The following is a 22,027-nucleotide window of genomic DNA, read 5'->3' on the forward strand; positions in this document are numbered from 1 at the left end:
TAGTAAGGGAAGATGCGAAGGAGGGTTACATATGTCTGAAGAAATGAACTATGCAGAACAAACGTTTAACGAGGGTGATATCGTCAAAGGCATTGCCGCGCAAGTTGATGAAAAGGCAGTATCTGTATCAATTCCAGGTGCACCGTTTGATGGTATTGTACCGATTAGTGAATTATCAAGCTTACACATTGAGAAAGCGTCTGATGTCATCTCAGTTGGAGATGAATTAGAGTTGATGATTACAAAGGTTGAAGAAGAAAACTTTGTCCTATCAAAACGTAAAGTGGATGCTTTAAAAGCATGGGATACACTGGAGCAGCAATTTGCCGCTGAGGAAATTTTTGAAGCGGAAGTAAAGGATATTGTTAAAGGTGGTCTTGTCGTAGATTTAGGTGTACGTGGCTTTGTACCAGCATCGCTTGTAGAGGACTATTTCGTTGATGATTTTGAAGGCTATAAAGGGCAAACATTAAGCTTTAAAATTGTTGAGCTTGATAAGGATAAGAATCGCCTTATTTTATCTCATCGAGCAGTGGTTGAAGCAGAGAAAGCTTCACAAAAGAAAAATGTGATTAATCAAATAAAAGCTGGCGATGTATTGGATGGTAAAGTACAGCGTCTCGCGTCATTTGGTGCATTTATCGACCTAGGTGGTATTGACGGTCTTGTACACATCTCGCAAGTATCACATGAGCATGTGAGTGATGTGAGTGAGGTTTTAGCTGAAGGACAAGATGTAAAAGTAAAAGTTCTATCAGTGGACCCAGAAAATGAACGAATTTCTTTATCTATTAAGGAAACTATTCCTGGACCATGGTCCAATATTGAAGAACGTGCCGCAAAAGGCACTATTTTAGACGGTAGAGTGAAGCGACTTACTTCATTTGGCGCATTTGTGGAAGTATTCCCAGGCGTGGAGGGTTTAGTGCATATATCGCAAATTGCGCATAAGCACATTAACACGCCTCATGAAGCATTGAAAGAGGGACAAGAAGTACAGGTGAAGGTCCTTGATGTCAATGCTGACGAAGGCCGTCTAGCCCTAAGTATTAAAGAATTACTAGAAAATCCAGAAGCAGAAGAAGTAATCGACTATGAATTACCTGAAGAGAATACAGGCTTCTCATTCGGTGATGTCATTGGCGATAAACTAAAAAACTTTAAATAATGTATACAGCGAGGATGCATAAATGTATCCTCGCTATTTTTGTGGTTGATAGGATTATGAAAGTGAAGGATAGCATTTAAGAAGAGGATAAAATCTTTGAATTAAAGGATACAACTTTAAAAGTAGCGGATAAGAATCTTAAAGTGAAGGATAGCAATTAAGAAATGGATAAAATCTTTGAAATGAAGGATACAACTCTAAAAGTAGCGGATAAGAATCCTAAAGTGAAGGATAGCGACTAAGAAATGTAAAATCTTTGAATTAAAGGATAAGGTTTTAGCAGCAGCGGGTAAGATTCTCAAAATAAAGGATAGTTAATTAAAAAGGCGATAAAACCTTTATGACATCTGATAGCACGCTTAAAAAATGAGGTAACACCGTTTATCACCATACATAGCATTCTACATTATGGATATGATATGATATAATGGCATTTTTCGTGTATAATAGCGAAAGACAAGAAGTTGGAAGGATGAAGTACAGATGACGAAACCAGTAGTAGCCATCGTAGGTCGTCCGAACGTAGGTAAGTCGACGATTTTTAATCGTATCGTTGGAGAACGCGTTTCGATTGTGGAGGATATCCCAGGCGTAACACGGGACCGTATTTATAGTTCGGCAGAGTGGTTAACACACGATTTTAATATTATTGATACAGGTGGCATTGAAATAGGGGACGAGCCGTTTTTAGAACAGATTCGTCAACAAGCTGAAATTGCCATTGATGAAGCTGACGTTATTATTTTCATGACAAATGGTCGTGAAGGGGTAACGGCAGCAGATGAGCAAGTTGCTAAAATTCTATACAAAACAAAAAAACCAGTCGTATTAGCGGTTAATAAAATTGATAATCCTGATATGCGTGAAATGATTTATGATTTTTATGCACTTGGCTTCGGTGAACCTTGGCCAATCTCAGGTTCCCACGGTTTAGGTTTAGGGGATTTATTGGACGAATGTGCAAAACATTTCCCGAAAGAAGATGAAGAGCAATATGGTGATGATGTCATTAAATTCTCTTTAATTGGTCGTCCGAATGTTGGAAAATCCTCTTTAGTGAATGCTTTCCTAGGGCAAGAACGTGTTATAGTTAGTAATATTGCAGGGACAACACGTGATGCGATTGATACGCCTTATGCATATGATGGACAGGAATATGTCATTATTGATACGGCGGGTATGCGTAAAAAAGGAAAGATCTATGAAACAACCGAGAAATATTCTGTGTTACGTGCGCTACGTGCTATTGAACGCTCAGACGTTGTTTTAGTAGTGCTGAATGCAGAAGAAGGTATTCAGGAGCAAGATAAAAAAATCGCTGGCTATGCACATGAGGCTGGAAAAGCTGTGATCATTGTTGTGAATAAATGGGATGCCATTGAAAAAGATGAAAAAACAATGAATGTCTTTACACAGCAAATTCGTGAGCATTTCCTATTTTTAGATTATGCCCCAATTATTTTTGTATCGGCGAATACAAAACAGCGTGTGCATCAAATTTTACCGATTATCCAACGTGTCAGCGAGAATCATGCGATGCGTATTCAGTCCTCTATTTTAAATGAAGTGATTGAGGACTCAGTGGCTCGTAATCCTGCACCGACAGATAAAGGTCGTCGTTTACGTATTTACTATGCTACTCAGGTAGCGATTAAGCCACCAACATTCGTTATTTTTGTGAATGAACCTGAGCTTATGCATTTCTCATACGAACGCTTCTTAGAAAATCGTATTCGCGAAACATTTGACTTTGAAGGGACGCCAATTCGTTTAATTACACGTGCGCGTGCTTAAGGCAATAGCTATACACATACAATACGCCAACCCGACATTATTGTTGGGTGGCGTCTTTTTACAAGAAAGAACTTACTTAATAGACAACCCAGCAAAGGGAGGATTTTGTTATGGAAAAAGTTTGTGTGTTAGGGGCAGGCTCATGGGGTACTGCACTGGCAATGGTACTAGCGGAAAATGGACATGATACGCTTGTATGGACACATAGAGCTGAGCAGGCAGAAGAAATCAATCAACTGCATACGAATAAAAAATATTTACCAGAAACCATTCTACCTGTAAATTTACATGCGACGAGTGATATGGCGAAGGTAGCTACTCATGCAGAAACCATTGTTGTGGCTGTTCCAACCAAAGCGATTCGTGAAGTATGCGAGAAACTAACGGCTGAATTAACAAAAAAAGTGTTGTTTGTCCATGTTTCGAAAGGAATTGAGCCTGACTCATTAAAACGAATATCTGAAATTTTAGCAGAGAGCTTACCAGCTATGTATGTGGAAGAAATTGTTGTTCTTTCTGGGCCAAGTCATGCAGAAGAAGTGGTGCTGCATCATCCTACAACGGTTACTGCAGCTTGTGCCAATATTGATGCTGCTGAAAAGGTACAGGATTTATTTATGAATCAGTTCTTCCGCGTCTATACAAATGAAGATATCATTGGTGTAGAAATAGGAGGAGCGTTGAAAAACGTTATCGCTTTAGCAGCAGGTATTACTGATGGCTTAAATTATGGAGACAATGCGAAAGCGGCACTTATCACGCGAGGTCTTGCAGAAATTTCACGGTTAGGTGTAAAAATGGGCGGTAATCCATTTACGTTCTCAGGGCTTACAGGTATGGGGGATTTAATTGTAACCTGTACAAGTGTTCACTCGCGGAACTGGCGTGCAGGAAATATGTTAGGGCAAGGTATGAAGCTACAAGAAGTGCTGGATCAAATGGGCATGGTCGTTGAAGGTGTCCGTACCACGAAGGCAGCCTATCAATTAGCAGAGAAATATGGTGTCGCCATGCCGATTTCCACAGAGCTCTATAGTGTGCTATTTAATGATGTTGAACCGAAAGTAGCAGTAGATGCCTTAATGATGCGTATGAAAAAACGAGAAATAGACGATATGAAGCATTAATATTAATTTTTTGATTAGACTTGTCATAAAATGGACATAAATAAGGTGTCTCAACGAATCTGTTGAGACGCCTTATTGTGTGCCACTAGTTGAATAGAAATACATGCTAAAAGAGTTGTCCATTTCTTGATAGTTATAGGACAACTATTTCTTTTTAGCAAAAGCACATAGTATAATATACTTTGGTTGTGTCTTGACATTCAAAGAAAGGTGGTTTTTTGAAATGGGCCCGTTAGCTCATATGCCTGCGCTTGATGTAATGTGGGTGTCGTTTTATTGCATCGCATTTATGATTATATCAGTCGGCTTAATTTATTTAGCGCGAAATAAGATTTCAAATGTATTTTTACGAACAGTCGTAAATTTATGTGCATACATACTGTTTGGACTTGGCACATTTTTAATGGTACTTGTAGTTGCCACTTGGCCAGCATAAAAAATAATGAGGTGTCAGTAACATGAAAAAACTAAGTGCTTTGCTGTTGGTATTTGCAACCGCCATACTGTTAGTAGGATGTGCGTACCCAGAAGACGAAAAAAGGGCTAAGGTTACGCCTGATGTCGATCAACTAGCTGCAGTTCAACGTGCCGTGGATGAATATCGTGAAGCAACAGGTGGACTAGTACCAATTAAAAATAGCGAGCTAGATACGGATATCTATATCAAATATTTAATCGATTTTGAAAAACTTATGCCGAAGTATTTGGCGACAATCCCTGGAAATGCCTATGAAAAAGGTGGTATATATCAATATATCATTTGGGACCCTGAAAATGAGGCATCCGTCAAATTAGTAGATTTAAATGCGGCAGAGCGTATACGTGAAATAGGTATTCGTAAACTATCTACACAGTATTTACCAATAAAAGGGTCAATTTCAGATAATGTTTATCAGATCAACTATAAAGATTTGGGTTATAAAACAGAGGTAACTGTAAAAAGTCCCTATTCTGGCGTCGAGTTACCGCTTTTCATGACTGGTGATGGTGAATTACATGTAGACTATGCTGTGGATTTAGGACAACTATTAAAAGAAGATAAGCCAAATGTAAAGCCAGGCGATGATATTCGCCAACTGCTTGTCGACAAATTTCCAGTGGTCCCTGCCTATTCTATTCCCTATACAGTGGACGAGAATGGAGAGCCTATCTATGATATGAAAACATATAATGCGGATGTTAAAAAGGCGAAAGAACAACAAAAACAAGAGGCAGAAGCCGCCGAGAAAAAAGAAAACTAGCAAACAAGCTCCTTACATTTGTGAGGGGCTTTTTCATATTTGTCTACAGGCTCGCATATAGTGAAAAAGCGTAGATAAAGGAGGCAGAAACCTTGAGTGAAGCAGTATTTAGAGAAATTGCAGAGCGCACAAATGGCGATGTTTATATTGGTGTTGTCGGTCCAGTACGTGTAGGTAAATCAACATTTGTAAAAAAGGTAATGGAATCAGTCGTGTTACCAAACATTGTGGATGAAACGGAAAGAATGCGAGCACAAGATGAGTTGCCACAAAGTTCTCCGGGGCCAGTCATTATGACTGCTGAGCCGAAGTTTGTGCCTGCCCAAGCAACCCGTATTGTGGTCGGTGACGATGAAATGCCATTTCAAATTCGATTAGCAGATTGTGTGGGTTATATTATTGATGGGACAAAAGGCTATGAAGATGAAAATGGACCTAAATTTGTTCATACTCCTTGGCATACGGAGCCAATTCCGTTTCAGGAAGCCGCTAAAATTGGCACAGATAAGGTGATTCGCGATCATGCGAATATTGGTATTGTCGTAACGACTGATGGTACAGTGAACGGAATCAGTCGAAGAGCAGCAGAGAAGGCAGAAGAGGAAATTGTAGAGCAATTAAAAGAAATCGGCAAACCATTTGTCATCTTACTCAATTGCCAAATGCCTGCGAGAGAAGAAACGGTACAGCTTCGCAATGAATTGTTTGAACGTTACAATGTACCTGTTATTGCGATGTCCATTGATCAAATGAGAGAAGCGGATATTCAATATATTTTACAAGAGGCGTTATTTGAATTCCCAATTCGTACCATTGAAGTGGAAAAACCAGACTGGCTGGATGTATTAGATGCTACACATCCATTAAACGTTGCATTAATTGATTCGATGGAGGAAGTCCTTTCTTCTGTGATGAAAATTCGAGATGTGCAACAGGCGTCAGATGCCTTTAAAGCCATTGACTTTATTGACCAAAGTGAAGTTGTTCATGTAGATGCAGGTGTAGGAACAGCTGTAATTCGGGTATCCCTACAGGGTGAATTGTATAAATCAGTTTGTAATGAATGGCTAGAAGAACCAATTGAAACGAAAAAAGATTGGTTACTCTTTATCAAAGAGGCGGCAGAGGCAAAAGAGGCCCAAAAACGCTTTAAAAGTGCTATTCACGATGCTGATACGACAGGATATGGGGTGACATTGCCAATGATGCAGGAATTTGAGCCAACAGCCCCAGAGCTCATTAAACAGAATAATTTCTTTGGTGTACGAATGAAGGCAAAAGCACCATCCTATCATATTATCCGGGTTGATATGGAGTCAGAATTTGCACCGTTAATTGGCTCAGAGTTCCATAGTCAGCAACTTTTAAAAGATTTAAATCATGCTTATTTACATGATCGTGATGCCTTATGGAATACACAATTATTTGGCACACCATTGCACGAAGTATTAAAAGAGGGGATTCGCTATAAAATGGATGCAGTTCCACATACTGCTAAAAAACGTATGCGTCAGACGATTGAACGTATGGTTAATGAAGGGGATCGTGGTTTAGTAACATTTATTTTATAGTGATAAAATTCAGAAAAAATGCAAAAAATATACGCAGGGCTTTTCGTTTTTATGCGAAAAGTCCTTTTATTTTTGTTTTTTGGGTGAAAAACTGATTTTTTGGTTATAATCATGTATGAATACAGTTGCGTAGCGGTTTTCTATGTGTTACTCTTTTTACAGAATTGGTTCATGACCCTTTGAGAGGAGGTGAATGGTGTGAATAAAACAGAATTAGTAAACTCTGTTGCTGAAGCTGCAGGTCTTTCTAAGAAAGACGCTTCTAAAGCAGTTGAAGCTGTATTTGATACAATTCAAGATGCTCTTGCAAAGGGTGACAAAGTACAATTAATTGGTTTTGGTAACTTTGAAGTACGTGAACGTGCGGCTCGTAAAGGTCGTAACCCACAAACTGGTAAAGAAATCGAAATCGCTGCTAGCAAGGTGCCTGCTTTCAAACCAGGTAAAGCGCTTAAAGACGCGGTAAAATAATACACGTCTAGTAGTTACATAGAGCAGTCTTCATGTTAACGAACATGAAGGCTGCTCTTTTTAGCTTCAAAATTTGTATTTTACATAATAATATACAGTGATTTGCTTATCTAGAAGCGAATTTCTGATGAATCAGGTAAGTCATTTTGCGCTTACCTTTTGGATGTGCTACGATGCATAGGGAAATGTGTAATGTTTTGATATGCAGGAGGTTTTTTTGATGTCGAATATTGATTTATTGAAAATAGAGGAAGCGGTAAAAATGATTTTAGAAGCGGTAGGTGAAGATGTTAATCGTGAAGGTTTATTGGATACGCCGAAGCGTGTAGCAAAAATGTATGCAGAAATGTTCAGCGGCTTGCATGAGGATGCTAAAGAGTACTTTAAAACGGTGTTTCATGAAGATCATGAAGAACTAGTGCTTGTCAAAGATATACCTTTTTATTCGATGTGTGAGCATCATCTAGTACCTTTCTATGGCAAAGCACATGTTGCATACATACCAAATGACGGCGTTGTTGCAGGACTGAGTAAGTTAGGACGTGCAGTGGAGACGATTGCCCGCAGACCACAACTACAAGAGCGTATTACCTCTTCAGTAGCGGACACAATTATGGAGATGCTTTCGCCAAAAGGTGTTTATGTTGTGATCGAGGCAGAGCATATGTGTATGACAATGCGTGGATTGAAAAAACCTGGTTCCAAAACGGTGACATCTGTTGCACGTGGTATTTATGAGGAAGATGAAGTGAAACGTAGAGAAGTGCTGTCATTTATTCAAATGTCTTAAATTGCGTGTCTAATTATGTTATGATGAACTAAGAATTTGTCGGATTTAAGGAGTGTACAAAGATGTCACAAGATTATATTGTTATTCAAGCAGAAGAAGATGGTGTACATGTCATTGGATTAACACGTGGAACAGATACGAAATTCCATCATTCAGAGAAATTAGATGCCGGCGAAGTAATGATTGCTCAATTTACAGAACACACATCTGCCATGAAAATACGCGGTAAAGCGCAAATTCATACAGCACATGGCGTGATCAATAGCGAAGCGAAAAAATAAGAGACTTTGTTTCTGACGATAGGTTTTAATGCTGTTCAACGTTCTACAGCACATATAAAAACACTAGATGTGAAAAACTGAGTATAAGGTCTATGGGCAGTTAGCATTCCAACATTCAATTTTGGGAGAGCTTTACTGCCTGTGCTATGAAGAAAGCAAATTTTTTTTATTCCGCATCGTTGCGTATGCTATAATGACTCAGTAAGCAAGCGTTTAGCCTTGTACAGGGCTAACGTATCTGAAAGTGAAATGGAGTAAGGTCTATGAATGCAACATACATTCAAAATTCAATTGCACAGTTAAAAACAGAGATTTTCATGGATGTTCGTCATAGAACTTTGCAAAAATACACAGGTGTACCTGTGCTAGATGAAAATCAACTGTTTTATTTGTTAATCCCGTTTTTGAATGGTGAAGAGTGGCAACAAGAGCAACAAGAGGCTGCAATTACTGTTGGCATAGTGTACGCAGCATTAGCGGCTCACGATCATATAAAAGAATTAGACGCAACATCAAAAGAACAGCAGCTTACCGTTTTAGCTGGGGATTTTTATAGTGGTCGTTATTATGAAATATTAGCAATGTCAGGGAATGTCGCATTGATTCGAAACTTGTCACAAGGTATTGTGGCACGATGTGAAAACCAAATTAAAGTTTATGAAAATAAACAACGAACAATGGAACAGTGGTATACGTCGATGAGTACGATAGAATCAGGGTTAATTGCTCAATTTTTTGATCTTTATTCTTTCGGTGAATATATACCACTTATAGAAAAAAGCTTATTAATCTTGCGTTTAGAAAAAGAATGGACAGCTTATCAACGTGGGCAAATGTCTTTAATGGGTAAGGCACTAGAAGAAAGTGTCAGACGTAATGGCGCAACCTTTAATAGCGTCATCCAAGGGAAAATTGTGCATTTAAAAACAGAGCTATCACAGATCATTAATCAGGCATCCTTTTTACAAAGTGATATCAAACAAGCTTTACATGCACATGTAGAGGCATCCATTGCTTCTACTAACGGATAAGAGAGGTTTTTCAAAATGGCTAAAACGAAAGAAGAACACGTTCACGAAGTATTTGAAAGTATTTCGGAAAACTACGATAAAATGAATGGTGTAATTAGTTTCCAGATGCATGTTGGCTGGCGTAACGATACGATGAAGCACATGGCTGTAAAACCTGGATCAAAAGCACTTGATGTATGCTGTGGCACCGCAGACTGGACAATCGCATTGGCAGAGGCTGTTGGTGAAAGTGGAGAAGTAAAAGGGCTAGACTTTAGTCAAAACATGCTGAAAGTTGGCGAAAAAAAGGTAGAGCCATACCCACAAATTGAACTAGTTCATGGAAATGCGATGGAGTTGCCTTTTCCAGATGATACGTTTGATTATGTGACAATCGGCTTTGGTCTTCGCAATGTACCTGATTATTTACAAGTTTTGAAGGAAATGCATCGTGTTGTTAAACCAGGTGGAATGGTGGTTTGTTTAGAAACATCTCAATCTGAAATTCCTGGTTATCGTCAGTTGTTCCGTTTTTATTTTAAATATATAATGCCGATATTTGGTAAAATATTTGCGAAAAGCTATAAGGAGTATTCTTGGCTTCAGGAATCTGCGAATGATTTCCCAGGTATGAAAAGGTTAGCGGCATTGTTTGAGCAGGCAGGATTAGAAAAAGTAACGTACAAAGCATACAGTGGCGGGGCTGCGGCAATGCATATGGGCTTTAAAAAGATACGTTAATGGGGGAAGGTTTTCACACGTGGAAAAGATGAAGTTAAAACTACTCTATTCCGATTTGAAATCAGATATCGAAATCATTGAACAAGAGTTAGAAAAAGCGGTGGACTCGTCTTCATATTTGATCAACGATGCTTCTCTCCATTTATTACAAGCTGGTGGCAAACGGATAAGACCAATTTTTGTGTTACTAGGCGCAAAATTTGGTGATTATGACATTGAGAAGATGAAGGATGTAGCAGTACCTTTAGAACTCATTCATATGGCATCGCTTGTACATGATGATGTCATTGACGACTCCAATATGCGAAGAGGGCGCCCGACTGTCAAATCACAGTGGAATAACAGGGTAGCAATGTACACAGGCGATTTTATTTTCGCACGTGCGCTGGAATATATAACAAAGTTAGAAGACCCACTTGTACATCAAATTTTAGCCCGTACGATGGTGGAGATTTGTAACGGTGAAGTCATTCAAATTGAAGATAAATTTAGATTAGATCAAGGTTTAAAAGATTATTTTAGAAGAATCAAACGCAAAACAGCATTACTTATTTCCTCAAGCTGTGAGCTAGGAGCTGTGGCAGCGGGGGTTGATAGTAAAACAGTTCGGCATTTAAAGCGCTTCGGCTACTTTGTAGGCATGAGCTTCCAAATTATCGATGATGTTTTAGATATTATGGCAACCGATAAAGAACTAGGGAAGCCAGCAGGTAGTGACTTACTACAGGGGAATATTACTTTACCGATTTTATTATTGAAAGATGATCCCGAGATGCAACCATACTTAGTTAAAGTGTTTGCAGGCACTTTAACAGAATCGGAACGTCAAAATATGTTGCAATATGTGCGTAAATCTCATGCAATTGAGCAAGCTAATCGTATGAGTGATAAATATTTGAAAAAAGCCTTACAGGAAATTGATGCTTTACCAAAACATCCTGTTAAGAAAAAATTACGTGATGTAGCATTGTTCATGGGTAAGCGCAAATTCTAGCTTTTTGTTGTACAAAAGCTCATTTTTTGTTAATATTTATCGGTAGGTGTAAAACCTGTTAGACGAATTTAAGGAGTGTTTTAAACATGGCAATTGAACAAACTTTTTTAATGGTTAAGCCTGACGGCGTTGAACGTCAAGTAATTGGAGACATCGTTGATCGTTTCGAACGTCGCGGTTTTGTAATGAAAGGTGCTAAATTAATGGTAATTCCTAAAGAATTAGCAGAAAAGCACTATGCTGAGCATGCTGAGCGTCCATTCTTCGGTGAATTAGTTGATTTCATCACTTCTGGTCCTGTATTCGCTATGGTATGGGAAGGCGAGAACGTAATCAAGCTTGCTCGTACAATGATGGGTGCAACAAAACCTGAAGAATCTAACCCAGGTACAATCCGTGGTGACTACGCAACAACTGTTTCTCACAACATCATCCACGGTTCTGACTCTCTTGCTTCTGCAGAGCGCGAAATCGGCTTATTCTTCGGTGAAGATTTAGTTTAATTTCGAATCTAAGAAGCGTAGCGAAAATAACTACGAATAGAACTCAATAAAAAAATCATCTATTTTTCCGATGTAACTTTTACCTTCTAACAAAAAATGTTAGGGGGTTTTTTATTTGTCAAAATCATTTAATAAAGTTAACACAAACATTGATTTAAGCTTATTGACTATCAAAACTGAAAAAGAATCAAAGAGAGAAATGGTGACAAAAATCAATAACTCAATAGTTAAAATGGATACGTTTGATGAATTGGACAACAGAAATATAACCGTTAAACACGCGATACAAATTTTAAATCAACAATGGCGACTAAATGGATTAAGAACAAGGACAATTGATAGTTACAACTATAATTTTAAGCGATTTGTTGAAGTTACTAAAGTTGAATATCTCCACGAAATCAACAATGAAAAAATTTATCAATATTTATCAAGTTTCAAAAATGCAAAGGACACATCTCTACATGGTCGTTTAAAGCAAATTAAAGCCGTTTTAAGCAAGTGTCACGATAATGGTTGGTATAACTCAAAGTTTTGGACAAACATCAAAATAAAAGTAAATACAAGCGTTAAGGAAGCTACTACAGAAAGAGAACTGGCACTTTTGTTATCACTTTTAGATAAATCAACGTATTCGGGATTACGTGATAGCATAGCGATTTTACTTTTATACAAAACAGGTATTCGAATTAAAACATTAGGTGCGTTGAGAGAACAGAATATTGATTTTGAAAATATGCTTTTGTAGTTACAAGGAGAGATAATGAAATCGCATAGACCATTGATTCTCCCTTTAGATGATGAAATGTGTACTTTATTAAGAGAGTTAATTTCAATAAATGATGATATTAGGAAAGAACAAAGAGAAAAGAATGATTATATTTTTCTTTCAAACATAGGCGTACCAATTTCAAATACAGTTTCACCGTCCAATTTAATTGCAAAGAATTTATGGGTGTACAGTAAAAAGTGGAATTTGAAGAACGTTAATCCTCACTCTATTAGAAGATTGTATGCCCAGAATTTGGTGAAACGTGGAGCCGATATAAATTTAGTATCTCATGCACTAGCTCATTCTGACTTATCGACAACTACGAGATATTTGGGGTTAGATGTTGATACAGTAGCAAAGAATTTACGTGATTTTTTATAAGTGCTAACATATGATAACCATCATTAGTACAGAGATAAGAGCCGCCTATAATGAAACAGCTAATACAGTTACATTTGAAACATTCATTGATTTACCCGTTGGTAAGTTGATTAAGATAGGCGAGGTCACATTAACGAAACAAGAGATATTCATTATGTGAAAGTATTTCTATGATGCAAAGGATAGATGCGCTTTATAGAATGATTGTATAGATAGATTTTAAATATTTATAAATTAAATGCATGTTAAGGTTTTGGTTGCAAAACCAGCATCTTTTCGTTTTATAGTTGGAATTATTGATTGTTTAATTTATAATATAATTAACTATAAAAGCAGATATTACGGTACTTGGAATAAATATATGTTCTTAAAAATTGGAAAACAAGTATATAATGATACAGGTAGAGAGTTTACAAAGTTGACTACATCAAAAATTCTAAAAGAATATTTAGATGAGCATCAATTAGGATTTTTTAAATTCGGTGTTGATAAAAAAGGCAATAAAACGAAGTTATTTATTTTATTCAGCAACGAGGAAGATACTTTTTATGGTCTTAGAAATGCAGAGGGCGGTCATAAAGCAACTGTTAGTATTAATCGAATTGTAGATGATTTAAAAGTGGATGGTATTGACTTACCACTTGAACGCTTGAAAATAGAAGCTGTTTCCGAAGCCGATAAAGAGAAATTAGGCGTAGATAAAGAAGCACATTTATTTGAGGTTTTTCTTCCTACAAAGGAGAATGCATAATCTAGCTTTCTAAGGCTGTTTTAGCAATAACCACACATAAGTAAATAAACCAAAATATCATAGGTCATAGAAGTAGCCATGCGAGTATAAACGCATGGCTTTTTTGCGTTTATGGATTCCATTTGTTGCGGTTACATCGGTTACACCAGTTACAGCTTTTTTGACTAAAAGGTTTATTAGGATTTTTTTCTTCTCTACATAAAAAAAATAAATGTATATCTTAACCAATAAAGTTGAGCAAGGTCATACGAACGGCAATGTGGTTAATTTAAAGGATTTAATGGGATAAGTATAATTAAATATGAAGGAGCTATTTTATGAAAAGCGATAAAAGTAAAGTGATTCAAGTGGATTTTGCGAATAAAGGTCAAGAACAGGATGAGGGGATTTTTATTGAGGAATTGAATGAGTGGCTTGGGATGAGCAGCAATGAGATTGATTTAGAAGGCTTTTCATGTGACTATGAGGCATTTATAGAGCGTGATTTTCAAGTATCTTTAGAAGCGTATTATCAAAATGTAGCGGAAGAAAAAGCAGCGTTAGAAAAAATTATTGAAAGAGAAGCAGGTGTAGTTTGGCATTATATTAATAATGCCAATGGCTTGCTAAAAGTAAGTGATTTTTATACGATTAAAGAGAAAATCAATGATACTTTTTTATTTGCACAAATTGCACTTGAAAGAGCCGTAGAGATAGAAGGCCTTTATTGTCTTGGTATTTAAAGAATGTGAAATTGATGAGGGGATTTTTACTGATGAGGTAGAAGGTATTTGTACAGTAGAAGAAAATAAGGAATATTTTAATAAAGCAATTTTTAATAGTTTAAGTGAAGAGCGGCAAAAATATTTAAGAAGCGTTTTTGGAGATATAGAGGAATAAGGAGAGTGGATGGAATGAATTAATTTCATTCACTTTTTTTGTATTTTAAATTAATGATTTATTTCTGATTATTAGGAGGTAAAAATGAATTTAGATGATATTGAAATTTTGTTTAGTGAATATATTATTGCAAATGAAAAAATAATTAGGAATTCTAGGGATAATTTAAAGCTTATATGTGAAAGACACTCGATTAATCATGATAAAAGTGAAAATAAATATGAAATTGCATATTTATTAGAAGAAAAAATAAAGGACATATTAGATGCTATACAAGGGGAGTTGGAGATTGAAAAGTTGAGAGAATTAAAATCTCATCTTTTATTGAAACAATATGGTTTGAATTTAGATTTCAATCATTATATCCAATACTTGGAATGCATAGCCACATATCGTACAAGCACTGAATTTCCATGTATTACAAATGATATTTGGTGGAGAAAGTTACTTCTAATTATTATGGATTACTTAAATGTATCTAACAGAAACTTTATACTTGAATATCCTGGAATGAATATGAAAGAAAGAAATGAAGGGGAAGCAATAAAATATTGGGTTGATAGAGGATACAGAATTAGAATTAAAAATGGTAAGGTCAAAATTGAGGATGAAGATTACGCAAGAATGGGGAGATGTATTGATAGATGTATAGAAAAAATAGGCGGAAAACATTTAATAGAGGTATTATTAAAGCTAAATCCATTAGATAAAGAAAACCTTAGATATAATTTATATAGACAGAAGAATAATTTAGAACTTAAAATTTCTTCAGGTATTCCGTTTGGTTATTTATTAAATCTCTCAGTAAAACATTATCATAGGAAACTGGACAAAGAAGTAAAGATAGAAAAAATAAATGATTTAATAGAAATGGTGAGACATTATATAGCTTTATTACAATTACAGACTTATAGCAACATGAGAGACTTTTTTATAACAAATGAGAATATTCTTGAACATATATATAACAATGTATTGTATGATAGTATTTTTCTATATAAACAATATAATCCTATATTTATATCCAGAATGGTTAAGGGAATACTACCTAGTTATTATAAAGCTATTAATTATAAAAAGGTATTTGGGAATTTAAAATTTGATGACATTTTAACATTAATCAATTATATTTTAAATCACCCATCACAGCAGCAATCGTTTAGAAGTTTTACAATAGACGGTTTACATGAGGTATTTAGTAAAATACAAACGGAAGATATAAGGAAATTTTTAGACTTATTTTCTCACCAAGATACTCCTAATAAGGATTTTGTTTATCCAAATAATAATCTAAGTGATTACGATAAGTTCCCTCTTTTAAAAATCAATCATGAGTACGTTTTAATTGATAGAACATTAAATGCATTTTCATTTTTTGATTGTTTTTGTGATATTTTAAGGAAAGAATATGGAAATCGTTTTGATGATGACTTAGGGGTTTCTTTAGAAGAATTTATTAAAGAACTATTAGAGAAAAGTAATATTGAGTTTTCTAGTGGATATTATAAAGAAAATGAAGAATGTGATATTGTTATAGAAACCAATAAGTTTATATTCTTTTTAGAAATTAAAAAGAAGCCGTTGACAAAAAAGTCTTTAACAGGTGATGGTGTTAAATTATTTTCTGATATTTCCAAAAGTATTTTGGTTTCCCAATCTCAACTTGGAAAACATGAACTGAATTTGATTAAAGATAAAAAAATAGATTTATATAGTAAAAGAGGGAAGATAAAGAAAGGTACTATACCAATAAAATCTATTGAATATAAAAATAAAACGATAGAAAGAATAAGTGTGAATTTAAATGAATTCGGAATATTAAGTGATAAAATGATGATTCAAAAGATACTAGGATTTTTAACAGGAGCAGAGTTGAAAGCTTTAGATAATTCTCGGGATGATGAATTAGATGAAATTAGAATAAAAGCAAAGCATCTGTTGAAACAGTATGATGAACATAAATTATTAGAAAATGATATAGATTTGAGGAAAAAGTATTTTAATTCTTCTTTCATGAGTTTACAAATGCTCATGTATAGATTACAAAATGTATCAAATAATGATGAATTTGAAAATGATTACTTGGCAGGAAAATATACAACATCAGGAACTGGAGATTGTTATACAGAGTATTTTTTAATTAAGAATTTGAAACCTTAACATAAAATGATACCAATTGATAGATATATTATAGAACTAGCAAGGTATTCGAACATAGTTTGTAATATGTGGTTCACTCTATTCGAGAGATGTTAAAAACTCTAATCCTTAGTTGTTCTAATTTGAGCTATTGCTATGTTGACGAAATTGATTTCCTGAAAATTAACTAAATACGAATTGTAAAAATCTCTGTAGGTTGCAGGGATTTTTTTGTTTCTATATACTTTGAGATTTCAAAGCTTTGAAAATTGCGGAAAAATTAAAATAGAGGGAGGTATATCAAAATAATATTGTAATTGATTTGATAAATTAGTTGAAATACTTCCAAATAGTACCGTATACTTTTCTTCAATGAGATAATAGTCTTATTGATTCACTTGTGTAAAATAGCCTATTTTAAATAGATACTATAAACAATATTTTTATATTTATTCTATTATTGAGGTGATTATTCTTGGAGGGAAAAATGGATATCAAGTTTGGTAAGGAACTATTAAAAGAGGTTGATGTTGTAGTAAAGAAAGTTCTTGATAAAAAATTTACTAATCCAAAATATCCAAAAGATTTTGATATAGAAGATTACGTAATCTTAGGATTATTTGATGGCATTGTATCAAGATTTGATTCTATTTTATATTTAGCAGAAGCGGATAAATTTTTTGGAATAGAGGCAATTGCAAGAGGAATTTTAGAGGCACATGCGTATTTAATCTATATTTTAGAAAAAGATACTGTTAAAAGGTCTAAAGCTTATTTTTATTCTGTTAAGAAAAAAGAATTAGATATATATAATGGAATAATTGCAGAAGATGTAGAAGGCATAGAATTAAGAAGGTTTTTAAATATTTCTAAAGAGAAATTTATAGAAGAATTTGAGGATAAAGCAAATGAAATGCATGAAAAAATCATCAAACATATAGGTATAAAAAAGAAAAACTGGTATCAAAGTGAGAAGGGGAATAATAACTTCAGAGAGTTGTGTGAATCATTAGGATTAGGTGAAGAGCATTATCTTCTGTTTAAGTTGTTCTCCACAGAAACACATGCTAAAGATGGTGGTAAACAATTTGTATTTGAAGAAGCGGACGAAGGAATTTCATCTATTTATATAATAGAAAAAAATATTGAACATGTGATTACTTATTGCTCTTTAACCTTAATTGAATTGACTAGAAAATTATACAAATACTACGGTTTGGATAGAGAGAGAAAATTATTCAATCAAAAAATAGAATTTAAATACAAATTTAAAGGAGGGATTAAACTTAAAGGGAATTATTAACGTAATATTGAGAGAATGGAGAAATGAAATAATGGTTATTTAGCCCGAATTAATTTTGATGACGATTTAAACATTACTTATCTTAGGGAGGAATAGCTTAATGGCAATGGGAGAATTATTATATGAGTTGATTGATACGGAAAATCCTTTAGAGGCTATGGCGGCTTGGAAGATTTATGGGGACCTAACAAAAGACTTTAGATTAATCATGACAATGGAGAATTATGAAAAAGATATTTATCCTGAAGGGCTTACTAATATTTTGAATCAAGAAAATACTGATTTTGTTCCCTATTTTCACTCAGAAAAAATATTTTTTTTAGATGATAATATTATGAATGATATGTTGGAATTACCGGAAACGCACATTAAATATGATTATTCAATAATGCTAGATACAAATTATACAAGCTACATTGAAGACTTTTTAAATCAACAAAACAAGCCTAATTTCCCGCAAGAAAGTATTTATAGAACTATAGATATCATGCTAAAAAATAATTTCAATTATGATTATACATTTTACTTAATTGAGAATTACCAGAATCTATTTCTAGCTGGTGAACAAGAATTTTCGGTTACCAATAAAAGTCATTTAGCTTTATATAAAAATTTATACCATTTAGAACTTTTTAAAAGTATTGACTCACAAATATATTTAAATGAAAGAAAAATTGAGTTTCAAATTACTCCTAATGAGGCTCAATTAAAAACAGACCATCTAATTAAGAGTGTTTATAAAGAAAGTAATGGTTTGAAAATATTTATAGAAGCTCATAAAAATATTAAACTGCTCTTAATTGGGATATGGCAAATTCAATTTGAAAGTAAAGCAAGCCCTAAAAACAAAATGAAAAAACTTATTAATTACATGGTAGAGAAAGTAGGTATCTACTACGAAAGAGAGATGATTCTTGCTTACAAATATTTCAAAAATCCCAAATCTGTAGGGATGCTTAATAAAATTAACAAAGGTGGGAAACAGACGGATTTGATACGAAAAATTGAAAATATAGTATGGGATTTTTTGGTTCCGAGGGTCATGGAATTTTCTATTGCGGCTAATAAAAAGAATTCTTATTTTATACCATTGTTTTTATCACATGATAAAAAGCTAAAAGAACTCATAGCTTTGTTTAAGATTAGGGGTTTTATATTCCATAGAGAAACTTTTGAATTTTATCCAATCCCCGAAATAAATAATACTAGATTTTTTGAAGAAGAGGGATTAATAAAAGAAATTGAGGATATTCAAAATCAAGATACTGAGCTAAGAAGAAAAGAAGTAAGAGAGTATAATATAAATACCCATTTTGAGATAATAAATGTAGAGTTTGACAAGTTAGCAAAGATTCTTAATTCATAATGACTTCTTTGTTTATTTTGAGTGATTGACGCATAACATTGTTTAAATGTTCACGAAATATCTAATATTCTTAGTGGAGATTTTCGTTAGGCTGAAATGAAAGGAATTATTTAATTCCTTTTAGTTTTGAATTGGGATATTTTACATAATAGATGTGAAATTCTCTAAGAAGTAACGATTATAAGGAGGAAGTGATGAATCTATCTTTTCTTAAAAGTAATTTTTTTATATCGGTTATGTTGGCATTAGTAGCTATTTCAAACCCATTGTACTCAATTAGTGAACCATCGTTTTTCATATTAAGTAGTTTGGTGATATTAGTATCTTTGATATATTGTGATATCGTTAATTTTAAAGTTGAATTTAATAACATAAGTGATTGGGGAGCATATAAGCTTACTATCCCTTGGTTACAAATAGTATTTTTCTTCCTTGTGATTTTAATTATTACATATTTGATTGCTGATACAAAGTATAATCAGTCAGTTGCTTTAATAATATTCATTTGTTGGTTAATAGCCTTAATAATGCTTTACGGTATATGTAGGAATATATTGTCTTTAGTTTTAAAAATTAAACAACTTGCAACAGAAGCGAATGCTTTAAATTTAAAGGCTGTTGCATTTATTTGTTTTGGTATTATTTTTATTTCCATTGCACCTGATTTAGTCTTTTCATTTATATATAGTTTGTTTTTTGCTCCAATTGAAAATGTTGATGATTTGAGTATCTTAGAGAGTTTTTATTTAAGTATAATTATCTCAAATACTTTACCGATTGGTCCAAAATATACAGAATATATCTCGATTATTGGTGAGCATACATATATATATTTATTTCAAATACTACAGGTTATTATAAATAAAATAATTAACTTGTTTGTAATTGGTATAATTTTGAACTACCTATTTTTAGTCATTAACAGTAAACGGGCTTAATATTTGTAATGAGATATAGAAAATCCAGAGTGTTATTTTACTAAAAGAAGTAACTAATTAAAAAATATTACAAATCTCTGTGAATGTCATAGAGATTTTTGTTTGTTTAATATTTTATTTATAATAGTAGGAATTGTTATCTAATGTATGCTTTTAGTAATTAGCATACATATGAAATGTTGATATGAAGCCGTTCTTATATTGATACTCTATTGAATGTATGGTAATATCGAAATATTTAAAATAGCATACATAATAGAGGTGGTAAAATAATGGCTAATTTGAATGAAAAGAAAGGCATGTTAATTGATGTACAACCCATAAAAAATAAACGAGAAATTAATGAATTAATCGAAGCGTTAGGAATGTCACAAAATGGATTACGTGACCAGCTATTATTTAAATTAGGTGTTTCAACAGGGTTGCGCTGTGGCGACTTAGTGGCTTTGAAAGTGGAACAAGTGAAAGGCAAATCTTCATTCAAGATTCGTGAAGGTAAAACGAAGAAGGAAAGAACTGTTTATTTAAACAACTTAATGGCTAATATTGCAGATTATATTGAAACACTGCCAGCCGATGCTATTTATTTGTTCCCTAGTCGCAAAGGTGTTAGCCACATCACAACGACACAAGCATATCGCATTATTGCTAAAGCTGGTGATATGATAGGCAACCACTCAATAGGAACACATACAATGCGTAAAACATTCGGTTACACGTACTATCAAGCAACTAAGGATGTAGCTACGCTTATGGAAATCTTCAATCACTCATCACAAAAGACTACATTGCGTTATATAGGAATTACAGAGGAATCAATTGAAAATAGTATAAAAAGTATTTCGTTCTTTTAATGGTTAATATATAAAGTATTGATTAACTATATTTTACCAATATATGAATATAAGGTTGGGATTAAGTGGGGATTGAAAAAATTATATTACTTGGAATAGGAGCTGTATGCCTCTATCTTGTCTTAAATAAAAAATATAAGCTGAAAGAGAATTTTAGTAATATTATATTTACAATATTCCTTATTGATGTATATTTTTTTGCAGTTCTTGAAGTTAAAGAACCCAGCGAATACATGTTGAAAAACAGCGATTTTGTAAATTATCTTTCATTCTTTTTATTAGTGTTGTTAGCTTTTATGCTAGTTATTATGATTTGGAAATTTGGAAAGGAATTAATAGAAGAAAATCGTGTGACTTATCTAATTTGGATGCTTAGTTACATAGTATTAATATTTTCATTTATTTATTTCATTATATACAATTATAACGAAAAAGCATTTATGTATGTTAAAAATAAAGAATGGTATGAAATCGCTTTTGATTTTATTTATTACTCATTTAATAGAGGACTAACTTTTGGCGGAGGAACATTGGAACCAATGTCTTTTTTAGCGAAGCTTTGTTCTTTGATACAAACTGTAATATTCTATTTCGTTATAGGGAAAGCGTTAGTTAATTATAAAAAAAATAAAAAGTAAGGGTATTCTCCGATATTTTTATGATGATGAATGAAGAATACAAGTTACCTACTACACTCACACAAAAGGGAAAATGAAGCAATATGATAACAATCTTATGAAGTTGAAGTATATTGAAATCACTGATGATGAAATCAAGTAAAATGGGTAGAGTTGCAAGTTAGATTGCATTGTTTTGAGTGTAACCTTCGATAATTAAGTGATATAAACTACTTGTTTATATCACTTTTTTTATGGAAAATGGTATAGTTAATTTACAAATATTCCTTGGTGGTGGTATTAAAGTATTTGTTAAATGGAAATTTAATTTGCATA

25 protein-coding genes are annotated in these 22,027 nt (G+C 33.7%); all 25 read left to right on the top strand.

Translation table 11 applies throughout. The features are described from left to right. Window positions 1-31 precede the first annotated feature (31 nt). A complete protein-coding gene (gene rpsA / locus PSR12_RS07085) occupies window positions 32-1,168 on the top strand; it encodes a 30S ribosomal protein S1 (protein WP_048389803.1) in 1,137 nt (378 codons plus the stop codon). A 483-nt stretch (window positions 1,169-1,651) separates the two neighbouring features. Continuing rightward, window positions 1,652-2,962 (top strand): ribosome biogenesis GTPase Der, encoded by a 1,311-nt coding sequence (der, locus tag PSR12_RS07090; RefSeq protein ID WP_004232601.1) that lies wholly within the window; start codon window positions 1,652-1,654, stop codon window positions 2,960-2,962. Window positions 2,963-3,072: 110 nt separating this feature from the next. Then, the gene (locus PSR12_RS07095) at window positions 3,073-4,089 is read left to right on the top strand and encodes an NAD(P)H-dependent glycerol-3-phosphate dehydrogenase (protein WP_009370805.1); all 1,017 of its coding nucleotides are present in this window, start codon (window positions 3,073-3,075) and stop codon (window positions 4,087-4,089) included. A gap of 223 nt (window positions 4,090-4,312) precedes the next feature. After that, window positions 4,313-4,525 (top strand): DUF2768 domain-containing protein, encoded by a 213-nt coding sequence (locus tag PSR12_RS07100; protein WP_004232605.1) that lies wholly within the window; start codon window positions 4,313-4,315, stop codon window positions 4,523-4,525. A gap of 22 nt (window positions 4,526-4,547) precedes the next feature. Continuing rightward, a complete protein-coding gene (locus PSR12_RS07105; protein ID WP_009370806.1) occupies window positions 4,548-5,330 on the top strand; it encodes a hypothetical protein in 783 nt (260 codons plus the stop codon). Between the two features lie 92 nt (window positions 5,331-5,422). Continuing rightward, on the top strand, window positions 5,423-6,901 hold the full coding sequence (gene spoIVA, locus PSR12_RS07110) for a stage IV sporulation protein A (protein WP_004232609.1): 1,479 nt from the start codon (window positions 5,423-5,425) through the stop codon (window positions 6,899-6,901). A gap of 198 nt (window positions 6,902-7,099) precedes the next feature. Beyond that, a complete protein-coding gene (locus PSR12_RS07115; RefSeq protein ID WP_004232618.1) occupies window positions 7,100-7,372 on the top strand; it encodes an HU family DNA-binding protein in 273 nt (90 codons plus the stop codon). A 220-nt stretch (window positions 7,373-7,592) separates the two neighbouring features. Next, the gene (gene folE / locus PSR12_RS07120; RefSeq protein WP_274772298.1) at window positions 7,593-8,162 is read left to right on the top strand and encodes a GTP cyclohydrolase I FolE; all 570 of its coding nucleotides are present in this window, start codon (window positions 7,593-7,595) and stop codon (window positions 8,160-8,162) included. A gap of 62 nt (window positions 8,163-8,224) precedes the next feature. Continuing rightward, window positions 8,225-8,443: a trp RNA-binding attenuation protein MtrB gene (gene mtrB, locus PSR12_RS07125; protein WP_004232621.1), complete on the top strand. Its 219-nt coding sequence runs from the start codon at window positions 8,225-8,227 to the stop codon at window positions 8,441-8,443. Between the two features lie 263 nt (window positions 8,444-8,706). Continuing rightward, the gene (locus PSR12_RS07130) at window positions 8,707-9,474 is read left to right on the top strand and encodes a heptaprenyl diphosphate synthase component 1 (RefSeq protein ID WP_221680599.1); all 768 of its coding nucleotides are present in this window, start codon (window positions 8,707-8,709) and stop codon (window positions 9,472-9,474) included. Between the two features lie 15 nt (window positions 9,475-9,489). Continuing rightward, the gene (locus PSR12_RS07135) at window positions 9,490-10,194 is read left to right on the top strand and encodes a demethylmenaquinone methyltransferase (protein ID WP_004232623.1); all 705 of its coding nucleotides are present in this window, start codon (window positions 9,490-9,492) and stop codon (window positions 10,192-10,194) included. Window positions 10,195-10,213: 19 nt separating this feature from the next. Next, on the top strand, window positions 10,214-11,188 hold the full coding sequence (gene hepT, locus PSR12_RS07140) for a heptaprenyl diphosphate synthase component II (protein WP_221680600.1): 975 nt from the start codon (window positions 10,214-10,216) through the stop codon (window positions 11,186-11,188). A gap of 86 nt (window positions 11,189-11,274) precedes the next feature. Further along, window positions 11,275-11,691 (top strand): nucleoside-diphosphate kinase, encoded by a 417-nt coding sequence (gene ndk, locus PSR12_RS07145; RefSeq protein ID WP_004232627.1) that lies wholly within the window; start codon window positions 11,275-11,277, stop codon window positions 11,689-11,691. Window positions 11,692-11,806: 115 nt separating this feature from the next. After that, a complete protein-coding gene (locus PSR12_RS07150; RefSeq protein WP_274772301.1) occupies window positions 11,807-12,439 on the top strand; it encodes a site-specific integrase in 633 nt (210 codons plus the stop codon). Window positions 12,440-12,454: 15 nt separating this feature from the next. Continuing rightward, on the top strand, window positions 12,455-12,844 hold the full coding sequence (locus tag PSR12_RS07155; RefSeq protein ID WP_274772303.1) for a tyrosine-type recombinase/integrase: 390 nt from the start codon (window positions 12,455-12,457) through the stop codon (window positions 12,842-12,844). A gap of 10 nt (window positions 12,845-12,854) precedes the next feature. Next, the gene (locus PSR12_RS07160; protein ID WP_274772305.1) at window positions 12,855-13,004 is read left to right on the top strand and encodes a hypothetical protein; all 150 of its coding nucleotides are present in this window, start codon (window positions 12,855-12,857) and stop codon (window positions 13,002-13,004) included. Window positions 13,005-13,097: 93 nt separating this feature from the next. After that, window positions 13,098-13,595 (top strand): hypothetical protein, encoded by a 498-nt coding sequence (locus PSR12_RS07165; RefSeq protein ID WP_274772307.1) that lies wholly within the window; start codon window positions 13,098-13,100, stop codon window positions 13,593-13,595. A 317-nt stretch (window positions 13,596-13,912) separates the two neighbouring features. Further along, window positions 13,913-14,317 carry a hypothetical protein gene (locus PSR12_RS07170; RefSeq protein WP_274772309.1) on the top strand — a complete coding sequence of 135 codons (405 nt, stop codon included), beginning with the start codon at window positions 13,913-13,915 and terminating at the stop codon, window positions 14,315-14,317. Continuing rightward, window positions 14,307-14,474: a hypothetical protein gene (locus PSR12_RS07175; protein WP_274772310.1), complete on the top strand. Its 168-nt coding sequence runs from the start codon at window positions 14,307-14,309 to the stop codon at window positions 14,472-14,474. Before PSR12_RS07170 ends, PSR12_RS07175 begins: the two co-directional genes overlap by 11 nt. 84 nt (window positions 14,475-14,558) lie before the next feature. Then, the gene (locus tag PSR12_RS07180; RefSeq protein WP_274772311.1) at window positions 14,559-16,634 is read left to right on the top strand and encodes a hypothetical protein; all 2,076 of its coding nucleotides are present in this window, start codon (window positions 14,559-14,561) and stop codon (window positions 16,632-16,634) included. Window positions 16,635-17,100: 466 nt separating this feature from the next. Then, window positions 17,101-17,916, top strand: coding sequence for a DUF5677 domain-containing protein (locus PSR12_RS07185; RefSeq protein WP_274772312.1), 816 nt, complete (start codon window positions 17,101-17,103; stop codon window positions 17,914-17,916). A gap of 100 nt (window positions 17,917-18,016) precedes the next feature. Further along, complete coding sequence (locus tag PSR12_RS07190) at window positions 18,017-19,282, top strand: hypothetical protein (RefSeq protein WP_274772314.1); 1,266 nt, start codon at window positions 18,017-18,019, stop codon at window positions 19,280-19,282. Window positions 19,283-19,476: 194 nt separating this feature from the next. Then, window positions 19,477-20,220, top strand: a complete 744-nt coding sequence (locus PSR12_RS07195; RefSeq protein WP_274772315.1) for a hypothetical protein — start codon at window positions 19,477-19,479, stop codon at window positions 20,218-20,220. Window positions 20,221-20,492: 272 nt separating this feature from the next. Next, the gene (locus tag PSR12_RS07200) at window positions 20,493-21,074 is read left to right on the top strand and encodes a tyrosine-type recombinase/integrase (RefSeq protein ID WP_274772317.1); all 582 of its coding nucleotides are present in this window, start codon (window positions 20,493-20,495) and stop codon (window positions 21,072-21,074) included. A 65-nt stretch (window positions 21,075-21,139) separates the two neighbouring features. Then, a complete protein-coding gene (locus tag PSR12_RS07205; RefSeq protein WP_274772319.1) occupies window positions 21,140-21,712 on the top strand; it encodes a hypothetical protein in 573 nt (190 codons plus the stop codon). Window positions 21,713-22,027 lie beyond the last annotated feature (315 nt).

This window comes from Lysinibacillus sp. G01H (assembly GCF_028872195.1).
Taxonomy (GTDB): Bacteria; Bacillota; Bacilli; order Bacillales_A; family Planococcaceae; genus Lysinibacillus; species Lysinibacillus capsici.